Origin of the sequence: Sporocytophaga sp. (assembly GCF_017745095.1) — a bacterium.
In the GTDB taxonomy this organism is placed as follows: Bacteria; Bacteroidota; Bacteroidia; order Cytophagales; family Cytophagaceae; genus Sporocytophaga.
This window is the reverse complement of sequence record NZ_JAGHZZ010000013.1, coordinates 43,202-62,695: the sequence shown is the minus strand read 5'-3', so window position 1 is coordinate 62,695 and position 19,494 is coordinate 43,202. Positions and strand designations below refer to the sequence as shown.

14 protein-coding genes are annotated in these 19,494 nt (G+C 36.3%); 10 read left to right on the top strand and 4 right to left on the bottom strand.

All coding sequences use genetic code 11. The annotated features are described in order from the left end of the window. Positions 1-82: 82 nt before the first annotated feature. The 4 genes from J7604_RS18375 to J7604_RS18360 all read right to left on the bottom strand — a co-directional run bounded on the left by J7604_RS18375 (position 83) and on the right by J7604_RS18360 (position 6,308). A complete protein-coding gene (locus J7604_RS18375; protein WP_293898822.1) occupies positions 83-2,515 on the bottom strand; it encodes a TonB-dependent receptor in 2,433 nt (810 codons plus the stop codon). Beyond that, complete coding sequence (locus J7604_RS18370; protein ID WP_293898819.1) at positions 2,508-3,845, bottom strand: HTTM domain-containing protein; 1,338 nt, start codon at positions 3,843-3,845, stop codon at positions 2,508-2,510. The genes J7604_RS18375 and J7604_RS18370 overlap by 8 nt, the downstream gene beginning before the upstream one ends. 21 nt (positions 3,846-3,866) lie before the next feature. Beyond that, a complete protein-coding gene (locus J7604_RS18365; protein WP_293898816.1) occupies positions 3,867-5,039 on the bottom strand; it encodes an imelysin family protein in 1,173 nt (390 codons plus the stop codon). A gap of 114 nt (positions 5,040-5,153) precedes the next feature. Beyond that, complete coding sequence (locus J7604_RS18360; protein WP_293898813.1) at positions 5,154-6,308, bottom strand: DUF4856 domain-containing protein; 1,155 nt, start codon at positions 6,306-6,308, stop codon at positions 5,154-5,156. 290 nt (positions 6,309-6,598) lie between these two features. Here J7604_RS18360 and J7604_RS18355 point away from each other — a divergent pair, with 290 nt between their 5' ends. From J7604_RS18355 to J7604_RS18310, 10 genes are all read left to right on the top strand, one after another. After that, entirely contained in the window at positions 6,599-7,228 is a 630-nt protein-coding gene (locus J7604_RS18355) for a TetR family transcriptional regulator C-terminal domain-containing protein (RefSeq protein ID WP_293898810.1), read from the top strand. Between the two features lie 5 nt (positions 7,229-7,233). Next, complete coding sequence (locus tag J7604_RS18350; protein WP_293898992.1) at positions 7,234-8,544, top strand: AarF/ABC1/UbiB kinase family protein; 1,311 nt, start codon at positions 7,234-7,236, stop codon at positions 8,542-8,544. A 152-nt stretch (positions 8,545-8,696) separates the two neighbouring features. Beyond that, positions 8,697-9,014: a multidrug efflux SMR transporter gene (locus J7604_RS18345; protein WP_293898807.1), complete on the top strand. Its 318-nt coding sequence runs from the start codon at positions 8,697-8,699 to the stop codon at positions 9,012-9,014. Positions 9,015-9,409: 395 nt separating this feature from the next. Continuing rightward, positions 9,410-10,417 (top strand): AraC family transcriptional regulator, encoded by a 1,008-nt coding sequence (locus J7604_RS18340; protein ID WP_293898804.1) that lies wholly within the window; start codon positions 9,410-9,412, stop codon positions 10,415-10,417. A gap of 165 nt (positions 10,418-10,582) precedes the next feature. Continuing rightward, entirely contained in the window at positions 10,583-12,277 is a 1,695-nt protein-coding gene (locus J7604_RS18335) for a DUF1800 domain-containing protein (protein ID WP_293898802.1), read from the top strand. A 2-nt stretch (positions 12,278-12,279) separates the two neighbouring features. Further along, entirely contained in the window at positions 12,280-13,500 is a 1,221-nt protein-coding gene (locus tag J7604_RS18330) for a DUF1501 domain-containing protein (RefSeq protein ID WP_293898799.1), read from the top strand. A gap of 349 nt (positions 13,501-13,849) precedes the next feature. Further along, on the top strand, positions 13,850-15,535 hold the full coding sequence (locus J7604_RS18325) for a sensor histidine kinase (protein WP_293898796.1): 1,686 nt from the start codon (positions 13,850-13,852) through the stop codon (positions 15,533-15,535). Between the two features lie 2 nt (positions 15,536-15,537). Beyond that, positions 15,538-16,173, top strand: coding sequence for a response regulator transcription factor (locus J7604_RS18320; RefSeq protein ID WP_028980352.1), 636 nt, complete (start codon positions 15,538-15,540; stop codon positions 16,171-16,173). Positions 16,174-16,295: 122 nt separating this feature from the next. Further along, complete coding sequence (locus J7604_RS18315; RefSeq protein ID WP_293898790.1) at positions 16,296-16,595, top strand: hypothetical protein; 300 nt, start codon at positions 16,296-16,298, stop codon at positions 16,593-16,595. 302 nt (positions 16,596-16,897) lie between these two features. After that, positions 16,898-19,494, top strand: a 2,597-nt coding sequence (locus J7604_RS18310) for a DUF4157 domain-containing protein (RefSeq protein WP_293898787.1), incomplete at its 3' end; no start/stop codon positions are given.

Here is a 19,494-nt window from a genome sequence, read left to right as displayed (position 1 = left end):
GCAGGGATTTGAGCGAGTTTAAAAAAAAACGGAATAATTAGGAGAGGAGAGACGCTAACAAAGCGTCCCAATTTCATCTCGATTATATTTTTACTTGTAATGTCAAATAGAATCCTCTGCCATCTGAAGGCAAAATTCCTGGTCCTGGATAGCCTGTAGCCCTACGAGTAAAATACATTTGATTAGCGAGGTTATTAACACTGCCTTCCAGCTTAAATATTTTGTATTCATAAGACATGCTGAAGTCCATAATGGTATATGCCGGAATAGGTCCCATAACACTTGAAGTTCCGTCTAGACTTGATGTTGCATTGGTTGCATCGGTAAACTGATCAGATAGATGTGTAATCTGAAATGATGCTTTCAGATTTTTGTATCCGACTCTCAAACCCGTCTTTAAGTTCACTTTTGGAACAAACTCAACTTGGCTTCCCTTTACTCTTTTTAATTCACTTTTTAAGTATTTTGAGTGAATCAATGCAAGGTTAATGAAAGCTGATGCATTCCAGTTTTCTGTTTTGATCTTGGTTAGTTTGAAGAATTCACCTTCAAGATAACACTCAACTCCCATCATGACTGCCTCTCCGATATTACCCCTTTTTCTGAGGGTATTGTTATATTTATCAGAATCTAGAGTTTCGCCAATCCTGTTCGCATAGTTTACATAAAACAAACTCAAATCATATATTATAGCATTTGTCTGCTCACTTCTGATTCCTATGTCTGCAGAGTAGCCCCTTTCATCTTTCAGGTTAGGATCGATTACAGACGATGGATTTATAATCTGCATATCGCTAAAGGTAATAGATCTGTAGTTCTGAGATATATTGGCGTAGGTATTGATCCTGGAAGTGGGCCTGTAACAAAATCCAATTCCTCCTAGAATAAACTGGCGGCTATTGGTTCTGTTTTCAGTAACGGTAAGCGTATCTCGGACAACTCCAGCACCATTGGTTACTAGTGATATTGCTGTACCATCTGAAGTTGTATTGATGTACTCATATCTTATTCCTGGAGTGATGGAAAATTTGTCAGAAAGGTAAATGATGTTTTCTGCAAACAATGCTACATTATTATTAGGAAACCGATAATCGGATGAACTTAAAGTTTTATATTTATAGTTTTCTATATAATTAAAATTAGGATCATTGCCTGCATTACCATTTCCTTGAGTGCTATGATTCAGTCCGTGGTAAAAACGTCCTCCTACCAGCAATACCAGATTTTTGGATCCAATCATATATCTCTTTAAGTACCTGGCTTCTGCGCCCCAGTTGTTAAATTCTCCTTTGATCAGATCACGTTTGCTATTATCGTCTGGTGATTCAACTCTAACAGGTCTGAATCCTAAAGAATATCTTGATGCGGAAAGCCCGAACATGCGGATGTTAAATTCACTGGACGCATTGAACTTATGCGTGAAATGTATTGCTGCAAGGTTCCAGTTTACTTTGAACCAGTTTCTGGCTCTGTTGCTTTGTCTTGGATCTTGCTTAAACATTGCATCATTAAGACCTCCAGCTTGCTGTGCAAGGTAATCCATGATGGTGATATCAAAGCCAAGAGTTGATTTTGGAGAAAGCTTATAATTGAGATTTGTATAGAAATTAAAGTCATTAAAACCGGAATTTGGTCTCCAGCCATCAGCTCTCTTATATTGGAAAAAGGAGTAGTAGCTGACTTTTCCGACAGTCCCGCTAAGACTTGTAAAGGCATTGTAGAAACCATACGAGCCGACACTTTGTCTTGCAATAAGCTGGATCTTTTTATCTTCTACTGGTTTTCTTAATATAAAATTCAGCAAACCTCCAAACTGAGTCCCATATTGAAGAGAGGCAGCGCCACGCACGATCTGAATTTTCTCAATAGCTTCTACTGGAGGAGTATAGTAACTTTCCGGGTAACCTAAAGCATCTGCACTGATGTCATATCCATTCTGTCTTACATTGAAATTGGAAGTTCGGTTAGGGTCAAGGCCTCTTCCTCCAATACTAAGCTGAAGACCTGCTCCGTCATTTTCATAAATGTTCAATCCTGCCACACGTGAATAGACTTGTCTTGCGTTATTGGTTGCCAGGTTTACAGTGAGCTTATCAGGAACTATTACTTCAGACTTTTTACCTTCATAAATCCCCATATTTTCTACAGCCCTCAAATGTCCTTCATCTTCAGGTTTGTGTGTCACTACTACCTCTTCTAACACACTGTAAACTGATTTCATGCAGACTTTAACGTAAGTATCATTCTTATTAATAGAAACCTTTTGATATGTTGTGTGATACTCAAGGAAGGAAGTTACCAATGTATATTGGCCAGCAGGCAGGTCATGGAATTCAAATCTGCCTAACGAATCTGTTGAAACTGAAATGCCTTTTTCATTCAGGTAAACATTACAGTTTTTCATACTTGAACTGTCCGGAAGGGACAGTACTATTCCTGATAAATTGTATTGGGCAAACAGGTTTGAAGAAACTAAGCAAACCAAAAAGAAACTTAATATTTTATACTTAATCATTATATGATAATATCCAGGACTTGTGATTAAAGGATTCCACCTGAGCTGCCAAATCAGTGTTCGGATCAACCAACACTCTTCCCAGTCTTCCATTCAGCGTTACATATGAATCGACAAAAACCTGTGGCTTTTCGAATCCCTTCTTTGCATAGTGATCCCTCAGCAAATGAGCATATTGCAGGATCATATCTGGCTGAGTGGCCATCATTTTTTCCTGTAGCTTAGTTAGAAATTCATTGTTGTTCACTATTACCCATTTTCCTGAGACGGCATCTCTTACCTTAAACTCCGCATAACCTGCCTTTTCAATAAGCATCACTCTCCAGGAAAATCTAAATCCTTCTTCAGTCCAGAACAATTGACCAGGATATAAAAGATACCTGAAAGGCAATAGAAGCTGAATAAAGAAGAACAATGAGAACAGAATTATAATGATATTCTGATTTAAATGTTTGAATGCATAGTTATTGGAAGTAGAAATGAATTCCTTTTGTCCCTTAAATAGTTTATTGAGCTGGGAAAGCAAGATTAAATGAAAATCTTCTGAAAAGAATATCAATGCAGTGACAATCATGATATAGGGAAACATTCCGATTGGGAATAGGAGAGATGTAAAAACATGAAAAACAATAACCGCTGCATAAGCTCCTAATCTTGTCTTTTTATTCCATAAAAAGAAAGGAATGGTAAGATCATAAAGAAAACCAAACCAGCTAAACAGGTAAGGAGTCCATTTATAGTTAAAAAGGAAACCGATAACAGGCATATCGTTTCTGGCAATTAGCCAAATTTTTAATGGCTGTGCATGTAAAAGCCAGTCGCTATTAATTTTGGCAATAGCAGCAAAAATATACAACATGCTTACAAATACCTTAATGCTATCGACCGTCCATGCGGGGACATAACCTGAATGAAGGTTCTTATTTAATTTAGCATCAATTGAGAAAAAAGCATGAGCAGGTAAAAAAATCATCAGCAGACATATCATACTGATGAAGTAATAATGATTGAGATAAGTGCTTTTATCAATGAGTTCGATATAGGTAAAACTCAGAAAAAGACTGATACTTGCTAATCTGTAGCATAATCCCAGCGCAAATAGAAGCGCAGATATACCGCAAACAGCAAATAGAATATAGGTATAGTTTCCTAATGGAACGACAAACTCAAAACCATAAAATGGAAAATAACATTTGGGATTGATATAAAGATCTTCAATCCAGCCTTTGCTCCAGAAACGGATAATTCCAAACAGCAACATAAAACCCAGTCCGATCCTGAAAACTGCCAATGGCGCAGCAGAAATGGTTCTCTCGAAATAGGTTTTCATAGCTGTAAATAAGCCTTATTGCTAGTCTCCGTCGTTGTCTGTATAAGTGATAGTAATGCTCATTGCAGATGTCATATCTACTTTCAGCATTCGGGTAGCTGTTTGCAATTTGCTGTAGACATCAATCATCGCCTGGTTATTTGTTCTTATCTCTGTTTCAAGGCTTGGGTTTAAAGTGTTCATAGCTCCTGCTATTGCTTTAAATTGCCCATTCAGGGTATCTACAAGTGGTTTGCCAGACTTGAGGTCTTTTGCTTCAATGGCATTCAGGTAAGTCTTCAGAGAATTACCTTCAATGCCGGTTTTTACACTTTTGCCATTGAAGAAATCAACAGAAGCCTGATGAGCAGTAATTGCGAGTGTACGTGATAAGTCTTTTTTATAAAAAGCTTCTACGTCTTCCGGATAGGCATTGGGAGAGCTTGACATTGCTCCGGAAGGATTTGCGAATTTACCGGATCTGATAAATCGTTCATAGTTTAATACAAAGCCATTGACCAAAAGAGAAGTCGAAGAATAAATGTCCAGGGAAGTTTTGGAAACAAATTGATCCCTGTATCCAGCGGTCCATTCATTGTAGGTCTGATTAAATTTGAAATTCATCTGATCTACTACTTTTTTTACATAGGCAAGTTTAGCTTGGGCATCAGGAGCTGTTGTATATTCAGCCAGGATAGCATCATCACTGTCTCCAATACCATTTAAAAGGTAATCTAAGGCAGGAAAGCCTTGAGCAGAGTAGTTTATAGGTAAGTTTAAATTCTCATTTCCACTAGCTATATTTTCAATGATACCATTGTTAGTTCCATTGATAGTAGCAGTTGTGTGAATAGTGGTTGGGTAGATATTGAAAAAATTTCTAAGTGTATGTTTCTCTGCAGGCCCAACATCAAATAATTCTATTTTTTGCCATTCGGTGTAGGCATCAACCCAGGCCTGGCGGAAGCTACTCAAAGTACTGGACGTTGGATTTGCATTAAAGTCATTTGACTTTTCTACCATTTCATCCATTTTGATTTTAAACCCTGCATAGGAAGGAAGAATAATATCATCTGCTATAAAGGTGAGCATCTCACTTCTGTCAACACCTCCTCCTGTATTGCCGCCCGTATCATCTTTATCTTTTGAACATGAAAAAAATATTAGTACAGAAAGAATTAAAATTTTGGCAGTCAGCAGGTTTGTATTTTTCATGTCTTTTAAATGAAAAATAGAAGCGATAGGCTTTTCAGACCAGTCACTTCTATTTTTAGTTAATATATTTTATAGCTCAAAACCCACAAAGATAATAAGCTTTTTTCTAATTTGTTACTGTAACTTAAATTTCGCTTTAATTGCGTCAGAGGCAGCATTAATTTTATCATTATCCAGTTTCCAGAAACCTTCTTCAAGAATACCGTCAAGAATATCGTCTGAGAATTTGCTGTCGGCTCCATTCACTTTACAGAATCTCAAAGAGTAAATGAAACCAGTTCCTTCGCCAATTGCATGCGCTTTAGCAGCGGTAGTTTCACCTGTTTTCCATTTTCCAAGATATCCTAAAGCAGCTGAAGCAATTGCTTTTTCAAACTCTGCTCTGATTAGAGCAGCTTGTACTTTAAGCTCAGCTTTATCATTGTTGATAATTGCTGCACGACCTTTTAGGAATGCTAAATGAAGTTTTTTGTATCCCTCTTTATTGTATTCCCAAACATAAGATCCTAAAAACGATTCTTTTGCATCCTTAACCGCATCAGTTGCAGTAGCGGCATAGATATCATTAACAGTTAATAAACCGTAAGCCTCATCCCAGTTATGCTCTAGTTGAGTATAATTTTTTCCTGATACCAGTTGAGTGTTGTTTGCATCTAATCCTTTGTCCAAAAGCACATTTCCGATATAATCAAGTTCGAGACCACCGATGAATGTCTTAGATATCACTTGAGCCCATTCGATTCCATTCTCATCAACAAGATAATTTCCAAGCTTTCCAGCTTTTCCATCTTCAGCAGTTTCAGCTACACTTTTGCTAGTTTCTGCAATTTCGTTAAAGAACCAGCTGATATCCATGTGAACGGATTCCTGATCAGCCTGAGAAAACGAGCTTGCAGTAACATTTTTTAACTGCAATGTACTTGAGTTTAAGTCAGTGTAAGGATCAACAAATGAGTTGTTTGTATTGGCAAACATTCCCGCCAAAGCTGTAGCAGATATGTTTCCATTTGTTGCTGCTGATTTGGCATAAGCATCCAATGCTTTTAACATTCTTAGTCTCAATCTTCCTTCGGTACGATCCACTGTACTGTCACCTTTGCTATCAAAAAATAGAGGTGAATTGTATGAGGTAGTTGCGGTGAGAGCATTGTAATCAACCTTTGAAGTGCGATATCCTGGTTCTGAAGGCGTTGGATCATCTTTATCCTTTTTACAGGCGGTAAATGCAAGGCTTAATGCCAAAAATGCAAGTGGTAATTTTGTTTTCATTTGTTTTTATTAAAAAAACCTCTAGTTATTTAGACTAATTTTAAATACGGGTGCAATTTTAAGCATATTTAGATTAATTACAAATAGAATTTAGATAAAATCTAAATAAAAATTAGAGGATTGGGATTGGTAGTTTTCTCTAAGCTATTGAGCAGAAATTTTGGGAGGTTGGTGTTGGCTTAATTAATTTATCAAGTCAAAATCTTTTATCTCAAATCGATGTTCCCTAAGAATAGAATGCAGGGAATCTGCGTTATCTTAATATATTGAACAATCTAAACTCATTTTTTATGGACAAACAGCAAATTATAGAGACTTACAAAGTCTATCTTCTCGAAAACGGTAAAGTGCCTACTTCTGTATATTCTTTTTGTAAATTATTAAATATTTCAGAGTCAGAGTTTTATGAATTTTATAATTCCCTTGAAGCTATTGAACGGGATTTCTGGCTCAAGATATTTGAGTCTTCTCTTACTCAGTTAGAGCAGGATCCTATTTATCAAAACTATTCAGCTCGCGAAAAGCTGCTTGCTTTCTACTTTGTGTGGATTCAGAAAATGAGGGAGAATAGAAGTTATGTGCTTCTGAAAAAAGACAATCTTAAGCTTTATGAAATCGCTAAAAACAACATTCTGGACGATTTCAAAAATGCCTTTTACCTATATGTCGATACTTTGATAAAACAGGGTGTTGAAACAAGGGAGGTAAAAGAACGCAAGTATATTTCTGATAAATATAAGCATGGATTCTGGCTTCAGGCACTGTTTGTATTGAATTATTGGGTTGAAGATACCAGTAATAATTTTGAAATGACTGATGCAGCCATTGAAAAAGCAGTAGATCTGAGTTTCCGTCTTATTGGAGAACATACAATGGACAGCCTAATCGACTTTGGGAAATTTCTATTGACTAAAAAGTAAGAATGATGAAAGAGCAGGAAAACATTCCCACAGGAAAAGTAGAAAGGGCTACCCGCTTTGTCAGCGCTGGTATTAAGGTTGGTGGTAATTATGTGAAGCATTATACAAAAAAACTGCTGGACCCTTCTTTAACAAAAGAGGATTTACATGAAGACAATGCGAAAGATATTTATAATACATTAAGTAACCTGAAAGGCAGTGCGCTCAAAGTCGCACAAATGCTGAGTATGGATAGAGGAATGCTACCAACTGCATATGTTGACAGGTTTTCTCTTTCCCAATACAGCGCTCCGCCGCTATCTGGTCCGCTTGTCGTAAATACATTTAATAAAACTCTTGGTAAAGCGCCCCAGCAATTGTATGACCACTTTGATATGCATGCCTGCAACGCTGCTTCTATCGGTCAGGTACATAAGGCTGTGAAAGAAGGAAAGAATCTGGCAGTAAAGATTCAATATCCTGGAGTGGCTGGCAGCGTAAGTTCTGACCTTAAGATTGTAAAGCCATTTGCAATAAGGCTTGTCGGAATGAAAGAGGTAGAAATGGATAAGTATTTTGAAGAAATAGAGTCTAAGCTGTTGGAAGAAACGGATTACAAATTAGAGGTAAGTCGTTCCATAGAACTTTCAGAATCATGCAGCCATATAGAGAATCTTGTTTTCCCGAAATATTATCCTGAATTGTCATCAGAAAGAATCATCACTATGGATTGGCTTGAAGGCAAGCATTTGAAGGAGTTTATTGATACTAATCCTTCTCAGGAAGTAAGAAATAAAATCGGACAGGCGCTTTGGGACTTTTATCATTATCAGGTTCACCATCTGAAGAAAGTACATGCAGATCCTCATCCTGGCAATTTTCTTATGCGTGATGATGGAACAGTGGGCATATTTGATTTTGGTTGTGTGAAGGAAATTCCAGAGTTTTTTTATAAAAACTATTTTAGTCTGACGAATAGAGACATTTATAAGGATGAATCGAAATGGAGACAGATTTATACCAATCTGGAATTGATTCACCCGAATGATACTGAAGAAGAATTCCAGTTTTTCTCAGGGCTATTCCATAAGATGGTTGACTTGCTGACATTGCCATTCACTCAGGATCAGTTTGACTTTGGTGATGAAACCTATTTTAAGGAAATATATGCTTACACAGATTATGTTTCAAATCTGAAAGAAGTCCGTAATTCAAAAGTAGCCAGAGGATCAAGACATTCACTCTATATTAATCGAACCTATTTTGGGTTATACTCTATTCTAAGTGATTTAAAAGCAAACGTCAAAACAAGGTTTGTTCCGGAAGTCGAGCAGTAATCTCAAGTATGGTTGAAAATACTGATGAGTGATGTTTTTTAACATAAGCTAAAAAATATGATCCAATGTCTTCTGATCTTTGAAGAAAGGAATTTTAGCCTAACCTTTTAAGTTTTTAAGAGGAACGCTAAATTTTTAAAATTTACAAAATCATGTATTGGATCATTTTAATTATTGCGGGTTTGTTTGAAGTTGGTTTCACAACCTGCCTTCTATTATCAAAAAACTTTACAAATCTGATGTGGGCAGCAGGGTTTTTCGTTTGTATCGCTCTGAGCTTTTTTCTTTTGAATAAAGCGTCTCAAGGCATTCCGATGGGAACTGCATATGCTGTCTGGACAGGGATAGGTGCTGCAGGCACAGTAATCGTTGGAATGATATTTTTCAAAGAACCTACGGATTTCTGGAGGCTGTTTTTCATAGCCACACTGATACTATCTGTTGCCGGTTTGAAGTTTGTTGCCAATTGATTGAAACTCTGATACAATATTTAAGGGAGTATATTTTCTCAAATAGCTCAGCGTTAACTTAAAAATATAGTCATTGAAAAATCCTGTTAATCATTATAATCAATCACTGTATTTTAACTTCTAATGATTCGATTAACACAGGCGTTTTTTAAATGCTTAATCCCGGTTAAAGTTTTCAGATATAATACCAAAGGATGATAATGTTTCGTAATTTTATCCTTTGGTATTATTTATATTGCACAGACTGAAATTTGATGAAATCTGCCTGGTTCCAACTTACTCTGACATTTTTTAATAAGAACTTAAAGTTTTTATTAGTATTTTTTCCTGTTGCGATTATTCTACTGGCTTTTCCTATTTACTATAAATCCCCTATAAATTTAATCCGATATTGTTTGGATGATCACAAAGAAAAGCAATTCCATTATGGAATATATGATGACAGAAACAGTGGAGGAAATTCAGTTGCAGAGGAAATAAAAAAATCAGACAAAATTGCTTTCAAGTATACTCTCAAGAATGGTGTAGAATATCCTTTTACGGGCCTTACTTTTTACCCCTTAGATCCTGAATTTATTGATCTTTCGGGTTTTGATGAGATTAAAGTTAAACTAAAGGCTAAAGAAGGAAGAAGGCTTAAACTTACGATAGGTACAAATATTCAAAACTATTCAAGGAATGAAGACCATAATTCATTTAAAAACAATCAGGTTATAATTAATTCTGGTAAAGATTTTAATGAAATCTCCGCCGCTTTTTCTGATTTAGAAACTCCCGAATGGTGGTTCACCATCAATGGGAAAACAGAAAACAATATTGGTAAATCGGACTATTCTAAAGTTCATTATGTAAATATTTCCAATTGTGTTTCTCTTCCTTTAGGGAAAGAAGACCAGATAGAGATAGAAGAACTGACGTTTAATAAAAGTCTCATTCCTTTTATAGTATATTCTATTGTAGGTAGCCTTGTTTACTATGGTTTTCTCTTATTCATTTTTAGGAAAAAAGAAAAAGCAGTGGTTCCTGTTCAGTTTACTTATGAAAAAACAGAGGTCCTAAACCACTTTGAAAAAGAAGAGGAGGCTGTTTTTCAATATATTACTTCTAACTATTCTAATCCTGAACTATCCATTTTGGATGTCGTGAATTCGACAGGAATATATGAACAAAAGGTTTCTTCAATGATAAAAAGGAAAACCGAGATGAATTTCAAGCAGTTCCTTAATAGCCTTAGAATTTCGGAAGCCAAGCGACTACTGAAAACCTCTGATCTTCAGATTTCAGAAATTGCTTATAAGGTCGGATATGGTAATATTTCCCATTTTAACAGAGTATTTAAAGAAGCTGAAAAATGCTCTCCCAACGATTTTAGAAAGCAGGATCAAAAATCAACAATTAGTTGAAAATCCTTTCCATTTGGCCTTTTTTAGCTTTTTGCAAAGTCTTTTATTTTTTTAGCAAACCATTTTCAGGGATGAAACCCTACTTTTAGCGTTAAGGAAATTATAAAATTCTTACTAGAAATTGTCTTTTTCTGATTTCTTATAATCCATTAAAAAGAAAACTTCATGATGAAAAGAAGGACATTTATTCAGGCAGGATCACTCATGGCGATCCCTTTTCTCCTTCCGGAGAAATTGCTAACCGCGAAACCTCTGGAGTTTAATTTTGAAACCAATCAAAGCCAAAAGGATCAAACCTGGAATTTGCTTGGAAAGGTTACTTACGGTCCCTCAAAAAAAGATATTCTTAAGGTAAAAAAGAATGGTTTTCAGACTTATATAAAGGAGCAATTGAATGCTCCTCAAGAAGACGGTCCGGAAATTCTAAAACGTATTCAGGAAACGAAGTTGGACATTAAATATGACTATAATGGTTACAATGTGGATGAATGGAGGCCTATTACTTACCTTGATAAAGATCTAAAATTTTGCAGAAAAGAATTTGAAAAGGTGAAGGAAAAAGGATGGCATGAATGGATAAGACCAGGAATGGAGGTTGTGAGTGCCAACTGGATTCGTGCTGTTTACAGTCCCTGGCAATTAAAGGAAATGATGGTTGAATTCTGGCACAACCATTTTAATGTTACAGTTAACGGTGATATGGCTATGGGCAGCTGTATGCCGACATATGACAGGGATGTTATCAGAAAACATGCATTTGGAAACTTTCGTCAGTTTCTTGAAGAAGTGGCCAAAAGTCCGGCAATGCTTTATTACCTTAACAATAAGTCCAGCCAGGCAAGCCCGGCCAATGAAAACTATGCCAGAGAACTCTTCGAGCTTCATACGCTTGGCTCAGAACATTATATGAACAGTCTGTATGATAGATGGAGAGACGTTCCAGGTGCTTTGGAAGGAAAACCTATTGGGTATAAAGATGAAGATGTCTATGAAGCTTCCAGGGCCTTTACAGGCTGGACAGTGGCTGACGGAACCTTCATCTGGAGAGGTGGAGGCCGTGAGGAGTTTCCAGATACAGGTGAGTTTTTTTACTATGATGCCTGGCATGACAACTATCAAAAAAGAATACTAGGATATGAGATAAAGTCGAATATGCCTGCAATGCATGATGGTAGAAAAGTTTTGGATCTGGTGGCTTTTCATCCTGGAACTGCTAAAAACATATGTAGAAAGTTTTTACTCCGCTTTATGGGAGATGATTATCCCGCAGCATTATTGAACAAGGCCCAAGCCATATGGCTGCAGCATATCAATGCACCTGATCAGATAAAAATTACATTGCAAACCATCTTTGAATCACCGGAATTTTTGAATTATAAAGGACAAAAAGTAAAGCGTCCTTATGAATTTATAGTATCAGTAGCAAGAGCGACAGAAGCAGAATTTACACCCACTATGATGTTGCAATGGCAGGTTATGGGAATGGGTTACAAACCCTTTATGTGGCCAGCCCCTACAGGGCATCCCGATAAAGATAGTTACTGGATGGGACCAGGATCTATGCTTACAAGATGGAGAACTATCAGCTCTATATTATATTGGAAGGGCATGGGAGTATTCAAATTCAGATTTGCCGAACAAACTCCTGGTGGACTTTCATATCAGGGTATTGCAGATTATTGGTCCGAAAAGTTTACAGGAATCAGGCTTCAGGAAAAATACCGTTCAAAGATAGCTACTATGCTTGCTGATAATGCAGCACCAGATTCGATACCATCTATTAATGAAACACAAATGGAGCAAAAGCTTATCTGGCTTGCTCAATTCTTATTGTCAACTCCTGAATTTCAAACTCGATAACTATGGATAGAAGATCACTTATAAAAGGATGTGCCGAATACCTGATGACAACAGGGTTGGGCTCGGATTATTTCTTGAATGAAGATGACTCAAGAGAAACTATAGTTGTGGTATTTCTCAGAGGAGGCATGGATGGGTTGAATTTTCTTGCTCCTATTGATGATAGCAATTACAGAGCTGCACGAGGAGGGAAGATGGCTCTGCAGGAGGATGCTTTAAAGATCAATCAGAATCTTGTTCAGGCTGATTTCAGATTAAATCCGGAAGCTTATGCTTTAAAAGAGCTATATGAAAACAAATCACTGGCCTTGATTCATGCTGCAGGTCTTACCAATGGAACCAGAAGTCACTTTGAAGCTCAGGATCTGATGGAACTTGGAAGCAATAGTGATAAAAACCTCTCTCAAGGCTGGCTTACCAGATATCTTCAGTCATTTCACACAGGGAATATTGTGCCTGCATATGCAATAGGTTCAATACCTCTAGCTTCATTGCTTGGAAGTATGGAGCAGATGAATATTACGGAAATGAAAAATCTAAGTCTGGATTTAGGTCCTGATCTGATTAATATGCTTTCAGAAATGTATGGAGGAGGCAATTCTCTTGTGCATCGATCCGGCAAAGGAGCACTTCAGAATATCGCACATATTGCCAAATCATCCAAAGGGTTAAGTTTTGATTCTTATACTCCAGATAAGTCAGCGGACTATTATAGCTCCTGGCCGGGAGAGGAGCTTGCAAATTCGTTTAAAACTGTTGCCCAGCTTATTAAAATGGATGCAGGACTTAAAATTGCAACAATTGATTATGATGGTTGGGACATGCACGATAATCAGGAGTGGAAATTCCCTAAATGGATACAGGCTTTATCATGGAATCTTAACGCGTTTTACAATGATATTCATGCCTATCATAAGAAAGTAACAATCGTTCTGATGACTGAATTTGGAAGAAGACTTAAAGCAAATAAAAGCGGCGGAACAGACCATGGGCACGGAAGTGTGATGATGGTACTTGGTGGAAATGTTAACGGAGGAAATATGTATGGGGCATGGCCAGGACTTGCTAATGAACAACTAGATAATGGTGTAGACCTTGCTGTAACTACTGATTATCGTACAGTATTGGGCGAGATAATGGTCAAAAGGAATCTAGTTAAAGATCTTCAGATGATCTTTCCGAAATTTAATGATTATAAAGGAGGATTAGGAATAATCCAATAGCATTTGTGTATTGAGGTATAGTGAAAAGAGCTTGCCAGAAAGGCAGGCTTTTTCTTTTTGTCTGGTTTTTAAGATTCGGGTAAGAATTTATGATTCAAAAAATGTTTTTTTATATCCAAAATGTCAATATTTGGGTTGTGGCTTATAAATTATAACCAGAATGCGAATTTTCTCCAAAATATTCATTTCACATGTAGCTATAGGGTTATTTTCTGTCCTTATACTCTCATTTTTGTTTTATAATATTCTAAAAAATTCCCTGATCCAAAGAACCCTTGATCAATTGTCCTCTGTCAATATTCTAAAGAAAAATCAGATGGAGAATTATTTTTACCGAACACATAAGAATTTGATTTTTTTATTCGGAAGAACGGATTTTCTTGAGAAGACTGATGCAATTGCAGATATAGAAAAGCATAAAGTCTACCTGGATGATCATCAGAAAAACGAGTTGAACAATATAGGGAGCCTTTATGATTTTGATAATGTTATCATAGCAGATAATCATCTGAACAGCATTTATTCTTTAAATACAGATACTACATTCTTAAAAGAATTTACCCGGGCCAGGGCGGATAGCATTAAGGCTTTGAATAAGGACTTTGTGTATTTTGATGCATCTATATTTGATCACGATGGACAACCAGTTTTGTTATATATAATTCCCTTGCATTCCCAAAAAGATCCTTTGCATCCAGGTGGATTTATTGTTATTAAAGAACATTTCTCAAAGTTTCAGAAAATATTGTATGAGCGCACTGGAATGGGAACAACGGGGGAATCTTATCTGGTAGCTTCTGACAAAAGGATGAGATCAGTATCTAGGTTTTTCCCTGATAGTCCACCTTTGAAAATAAATGTAAATTCGGAGGCTGTAAATAATGTCTTTAAAGAAGCAGAAGGCGGACATGTATTACAGGATTACCGAAATGTTAGAGTTTTAAGTGCCTACAGAAAATTAAACTTTGATCTTCCTTGGGCCATCATATCTGAGATTGACTATCATGAAGCTGTCAAGCCGATTAATCAACTCAAAAATTATATCATAGTGATCACAGTCGTTCTGATCATAGTGATATTGGTTGTTACATATTTTATCTCTAATGCGATTTCAAATCCAATTTTATATCTCAAAGATATAATCATGAGTTTGTCCAAGGGAGTTGTTCCTGAATCCCCGATCAAATCTAAGGGGAATGATGAAATAGCTCAGATAACCGAGGCAACAAGGCAACTTGTGGAAGGAACAAAAAGGACTACAGAATTTGCTCATCAGACCGGAGCCGGGAATTTTGAAGCAACATTCACAACCCTTAGTGATGAGGATACTTTGGGACTCGCTTTGTTAAGTATGAGGGATAAAATTAAAATGCTACAGGAAAGAGAAGTAAGACTAGTAAGGGAAAAAGCATCAGCATTATTGGAAGGACAGGAGAATGAACGCAAACGTTTCGTGAGGGAACTTCATGATGGAATAGGGCAATTGCTCACCGTGGTGAAACTTCGCCTCGATGCAATGGAGGCAAAAGATAAAGGAAAACAAGAAGAAAAACAGGAAGTTCTGGATCTGGTTAATAATACAATAGGGGAAGTGAGAAGAATTTCCTATAACGTGATGCCAAGCGTTCTTGTGGATTTTGGTCTGGAAGCCGGCCTGAGAGGATTGTGCGATAACGTAAAAAAATATTCTCGATTGAATATTGAATTTACATACATAAAAGAAACAGACAAACCACTTAGTTTTGAAGTGAGTGTTCCTGTTTTCAGAATTGTTCAGGAGGGCTTGAATAATATCATAAAGCATGCAAAAGCAACAGATGTATATTTGGATGTGATGGAGCAAGAAGACTATTTGTATTTGAAACTTAAAGACAACGGAATCGGCTTCAATAAAGCTGATGTAATAAAAAGGGGCGGATTTGGATTAACTAGTATGAACGAAAGAGCTAAATTGCTGAATGGTGAATTGCATATAGAATCAATTCATGGGGAAGGTACAGTTACTGAACTTGAAATCCCTTTAAACAGAGAATAGATATGAGTAAGATAAAATTAATACTGGCAGACGATCATTCCCTGATCAGAGCAGGATTCAGAACATTACTAGGAAAGAATGAAGCCTTTGAAATAGTAGGAGAAGCAACAGACGGACAGGATTTGGTGAAGATGGCTCATAATATAGAGCACGATGTAATCCTTACCGATATCACTATGCCTGGCCAGGGAGGTTTGGATGCCATGGAACAATTAAAGAAGGAAAATCCCTATTTTAAATTCATCGTACTTACAATGCATGAAGAAAGGGAGTATGTCCTAAGGGCAATAAAAATAGGTGCTCAGGGCTATTTGCTTAAAAATATAGAAAATGCAGAACTGGCAAAGGCTATCAAAACCGTTTACGATGGTGGCAAATATTTTAGTCCTTTTGTCGTGAATCTGCTTGCTGAAAATTATGGAAAGCCAGAAGCGCTAGAGACTTCTGAAGTGACTCCTAGGGAAAAGGAAGTATTACAATTTGTTGCAAAAGGTTTTAGTACCAAACAGATTGCAGACGAATTAGGGATCAGTATCAGAACAGTTGAATCACATCGTATCAATATGTTGAAAAAGTTGCGCGTAAGCAATTCAGCAGAATTGATCAAAAAGGCCATAAAGCTTAATTTAATAGATTAAGCTTGTAGGGGTAAATACTGATTGAAATATTAGTGTTTTTACTGTTTGTGCGGTAGTATTTTTTGTGATTTACAGGGCCGTTAATATTTGTTTTATTAGCAGAAACAAACCGAATTTCTGTTATGAAACACATAATAATTGCTAGCTTAATGGTACTTGTAGCTCAGGTATCTTTTGCACAAAATGGAGTGAATAACGATCCTACTTATTCCATCAACAATTATAAGCAAGCCAACAAGGCTAAATACGCGAAGGAAAATAACCTTGGTAATCCGGTTTCAATTGAGACAAGTGAGGTAACTGTAAAGGAAAACTATAAGAATAGCTTTAGTTCAGGTAAAACTTCAAAAAAGGCGTCTTCATATACTTATATGCCCCTAATTAGAAGTTCTAGATCGTACAAGCATCCAAACGGCTTATAATCTTCAGATATAAATAGAATTTTCATAAAGTTATATGATTCCCTAAAAGCCTTCCGATTTTCGGAGGGCTTTTTTTTTGAAAGGAAAAAAATGTTGTAAGTGCTTAAAGGACAGATTTTTATTTGGTTGATAAAACTAGTATACATCCAATTTACTCCCAGTTTGCAAATTTCTATTTTTCTGTATTTTTATTCTATGTTTTCGTAAGTTTCAGTATTTCAGTATATTTCATTTTGTTGTGATGTGGTTTGATTCTTAAAAAGCGATGAAAGAATAATAACATTGGCTACTTTTAACTTTCTATGGCATTAGAAAAAATACAAATCGATAAAACAATTCAGCGACGGAGCAAGGATTTCCAATCGTCTTTCTCACAGCCAGAATATGGAAAAGTTACGAGGGCTATTGAGGGGAATGCTTCTAATAATGGATATGGTAATCAGGTGATGCAATCAATGACTTATGGTTATCGAGGAGCACAGTTGAAGAAAGATGAAGAGGAAGAAAGTATTCAAAGAAAAAAAGTTGAAGGTGTAGAAGAATCGAACCAGAATAATACCGGTTTACCCGATAATCTAAAATCAGGTATTGAAAATCTTTCCGGAGTATCTATGAATGATGTAAAGGTTCATTATAATTCGGAAAAGCCCGCTCAATTACAAGCGCATGCTTATGCTCAGGGAACAGATATTCATATGGCTCCCGGGCAGGAAAAACATCTTCCACATGAAGCCTGGCATGTTGTACAGCAAAAGCAAGGTCGAGTAAATCCAACAGTTCAGTTGAAAGGAAATGTGCAGGCAAATATAAATGATGACTCAGGATTGGAGAAAGAGGCAGATGTAATGGGAGCAAAAGCTTTGCAAACAAAATCGGATAATAATTTGACATCTGAAAATGTTAGCCAGCAGATGCAATCCAATGCGCAAAGTGATAAGCAAGAGACTGAAAGTAAAATGCTTGTCAATCCTATTGTTCAAAAGAAGAGTGACGACCAGATTATACAGTGTGCATTGCCAAACAAGAAATTCTATTTTACAGATGACAATGGTACTACATCAACTTGGGGGACATATGAGTGGGCAGACAATTTATACGAACCACAAGGCAAGCAAGGGAATATTTATGGAGTTTATGGCTTAAAAGCCATTGTGAAAACATTAGTTGCTCAAAATGTCTCTCTTGAGAGTATCAGTATTATGTTGAATGTGCACAATGAAGTTGAACTCCAAAGAATTGTAGACCAAACAACTGATAAGTTTAGTTATCTGGAAAGCTTGATCACTACACTTCAGGATGTTGATGTTTTGGAGAGTCTTCTGGAGCAAGAGTCAAATGCAGAAGAATTAAATAAAGTTGTATCAATAACCTCTGACAATTATGATGATTTGGAAACTCTTATCTCAACGGTAAATAATATAAGCATTCTGGAAAAGCTATTAGTTCAGGAGTCTGATGCTAGTGAATTAAATAAAGTTATTTCGGCAACCACAGTCAATTATGCTGACCTTGAAACTATAATCCCGAAAGTAGCTGATAATAGCATTTTAGGGAAGTTACTGGCTAAGCAATCAGATGCAAAAGAGTTAAAGAAAATTATTGATAAAGCCAATGCGAACTTTGATTCATTAGAAGAATTAATTGAAACCGTAAATGATATAAGTGTCCTGGAAAAGCTTTTAACTCAAGAGCCAGATGCTCAAGAATTAAATAAGATAATATCTGTAACTACAGGCAACTATGCTGATCTTGAAACTATAATCTCAAAAGTTGGCGATAACAGTATTTTAGAGAAGTTACTGGCTAAGCAGTCAGATGCAAAAGAGTTAAAGAAAATTGTTGATAAAGCCAATGCGAACTTTGATTCATTAGAGATATTAATTGAAACCGTAAATGATATTAATGTCCTGGAAAAGCTCTTAATTCAAGAGCCGGATGCTAAAGAGCTAAATAAAATAATAGCTGTAACTACAGGCAACTATGTTGATCTTGAAACTATAATCTCAAAAGTTGGCGATAACAGTATTTTAGAGAAGTTATTGGTTAAGCAGTCAGATGCAAAAGAGTTAAAGAAAATTGTAGATAGAGCCAATGCGAACTTTGAATCATTAGAGATATTAATTGAAACCATTAATGATTTAAGTGTCTTGGAAAAGCTCTTAACTCAAGAGCCGGATGCTAAAGAGTTAAATAAAATAATATCTGTAACTATAGGCAACTATGCCGATCTTGAAACATTAATCCCTAAAGTAGCTGATAATAGTATTTTAGAGAAGCTACTGGCCAAGCAGCCAGATGCAAAAGAGTTAAAGAAAATTGTAGATAAAGCCTCAGCAAACTTTGATTCATTAGAGGTATTAATTGAAACTGTCAAGGATGCAGATGTTCTGGCAAAGCTTCTGGATAAAGAGCCAGATGCAAAAGAGTTAAATAAAATAATATCTGTAACTACAGACAACTATGCCGATCTTGAAACTATAATTCCGAAAATAGCTGATAACTCTATTTTAGAGAAGTTACTGGCCAAGCAGTCAGATGCAAAAGAGTTAAAGAAAATTGTAGATAAAGCCGCAGCAAACTTTGATTCATTGGAGGTATTAATTGATACAGTCAAGGATGCGGATGTTCTGGCAAAACTTCTGGATAAAGAGCCAGATGCTAAAGAGTTAAATAAAATAATATCTGCAACTACAGATAACTATGCCGATCTTGAAACTATAATTCCGAAAATAGCTGATAACTCTATTTTAGAGAAGTTACTGGCTAAGCAGTCAGATGCAAAAGAGTTAAAGAAAATTATAGATAAAGCCGCCTCAAACTTTGATTCATTGGAGGTATTAATTGATACAGTCAAGGATGCGGATGTTCTGTCAAAACTATTGGATAAAGAGCCAGATGC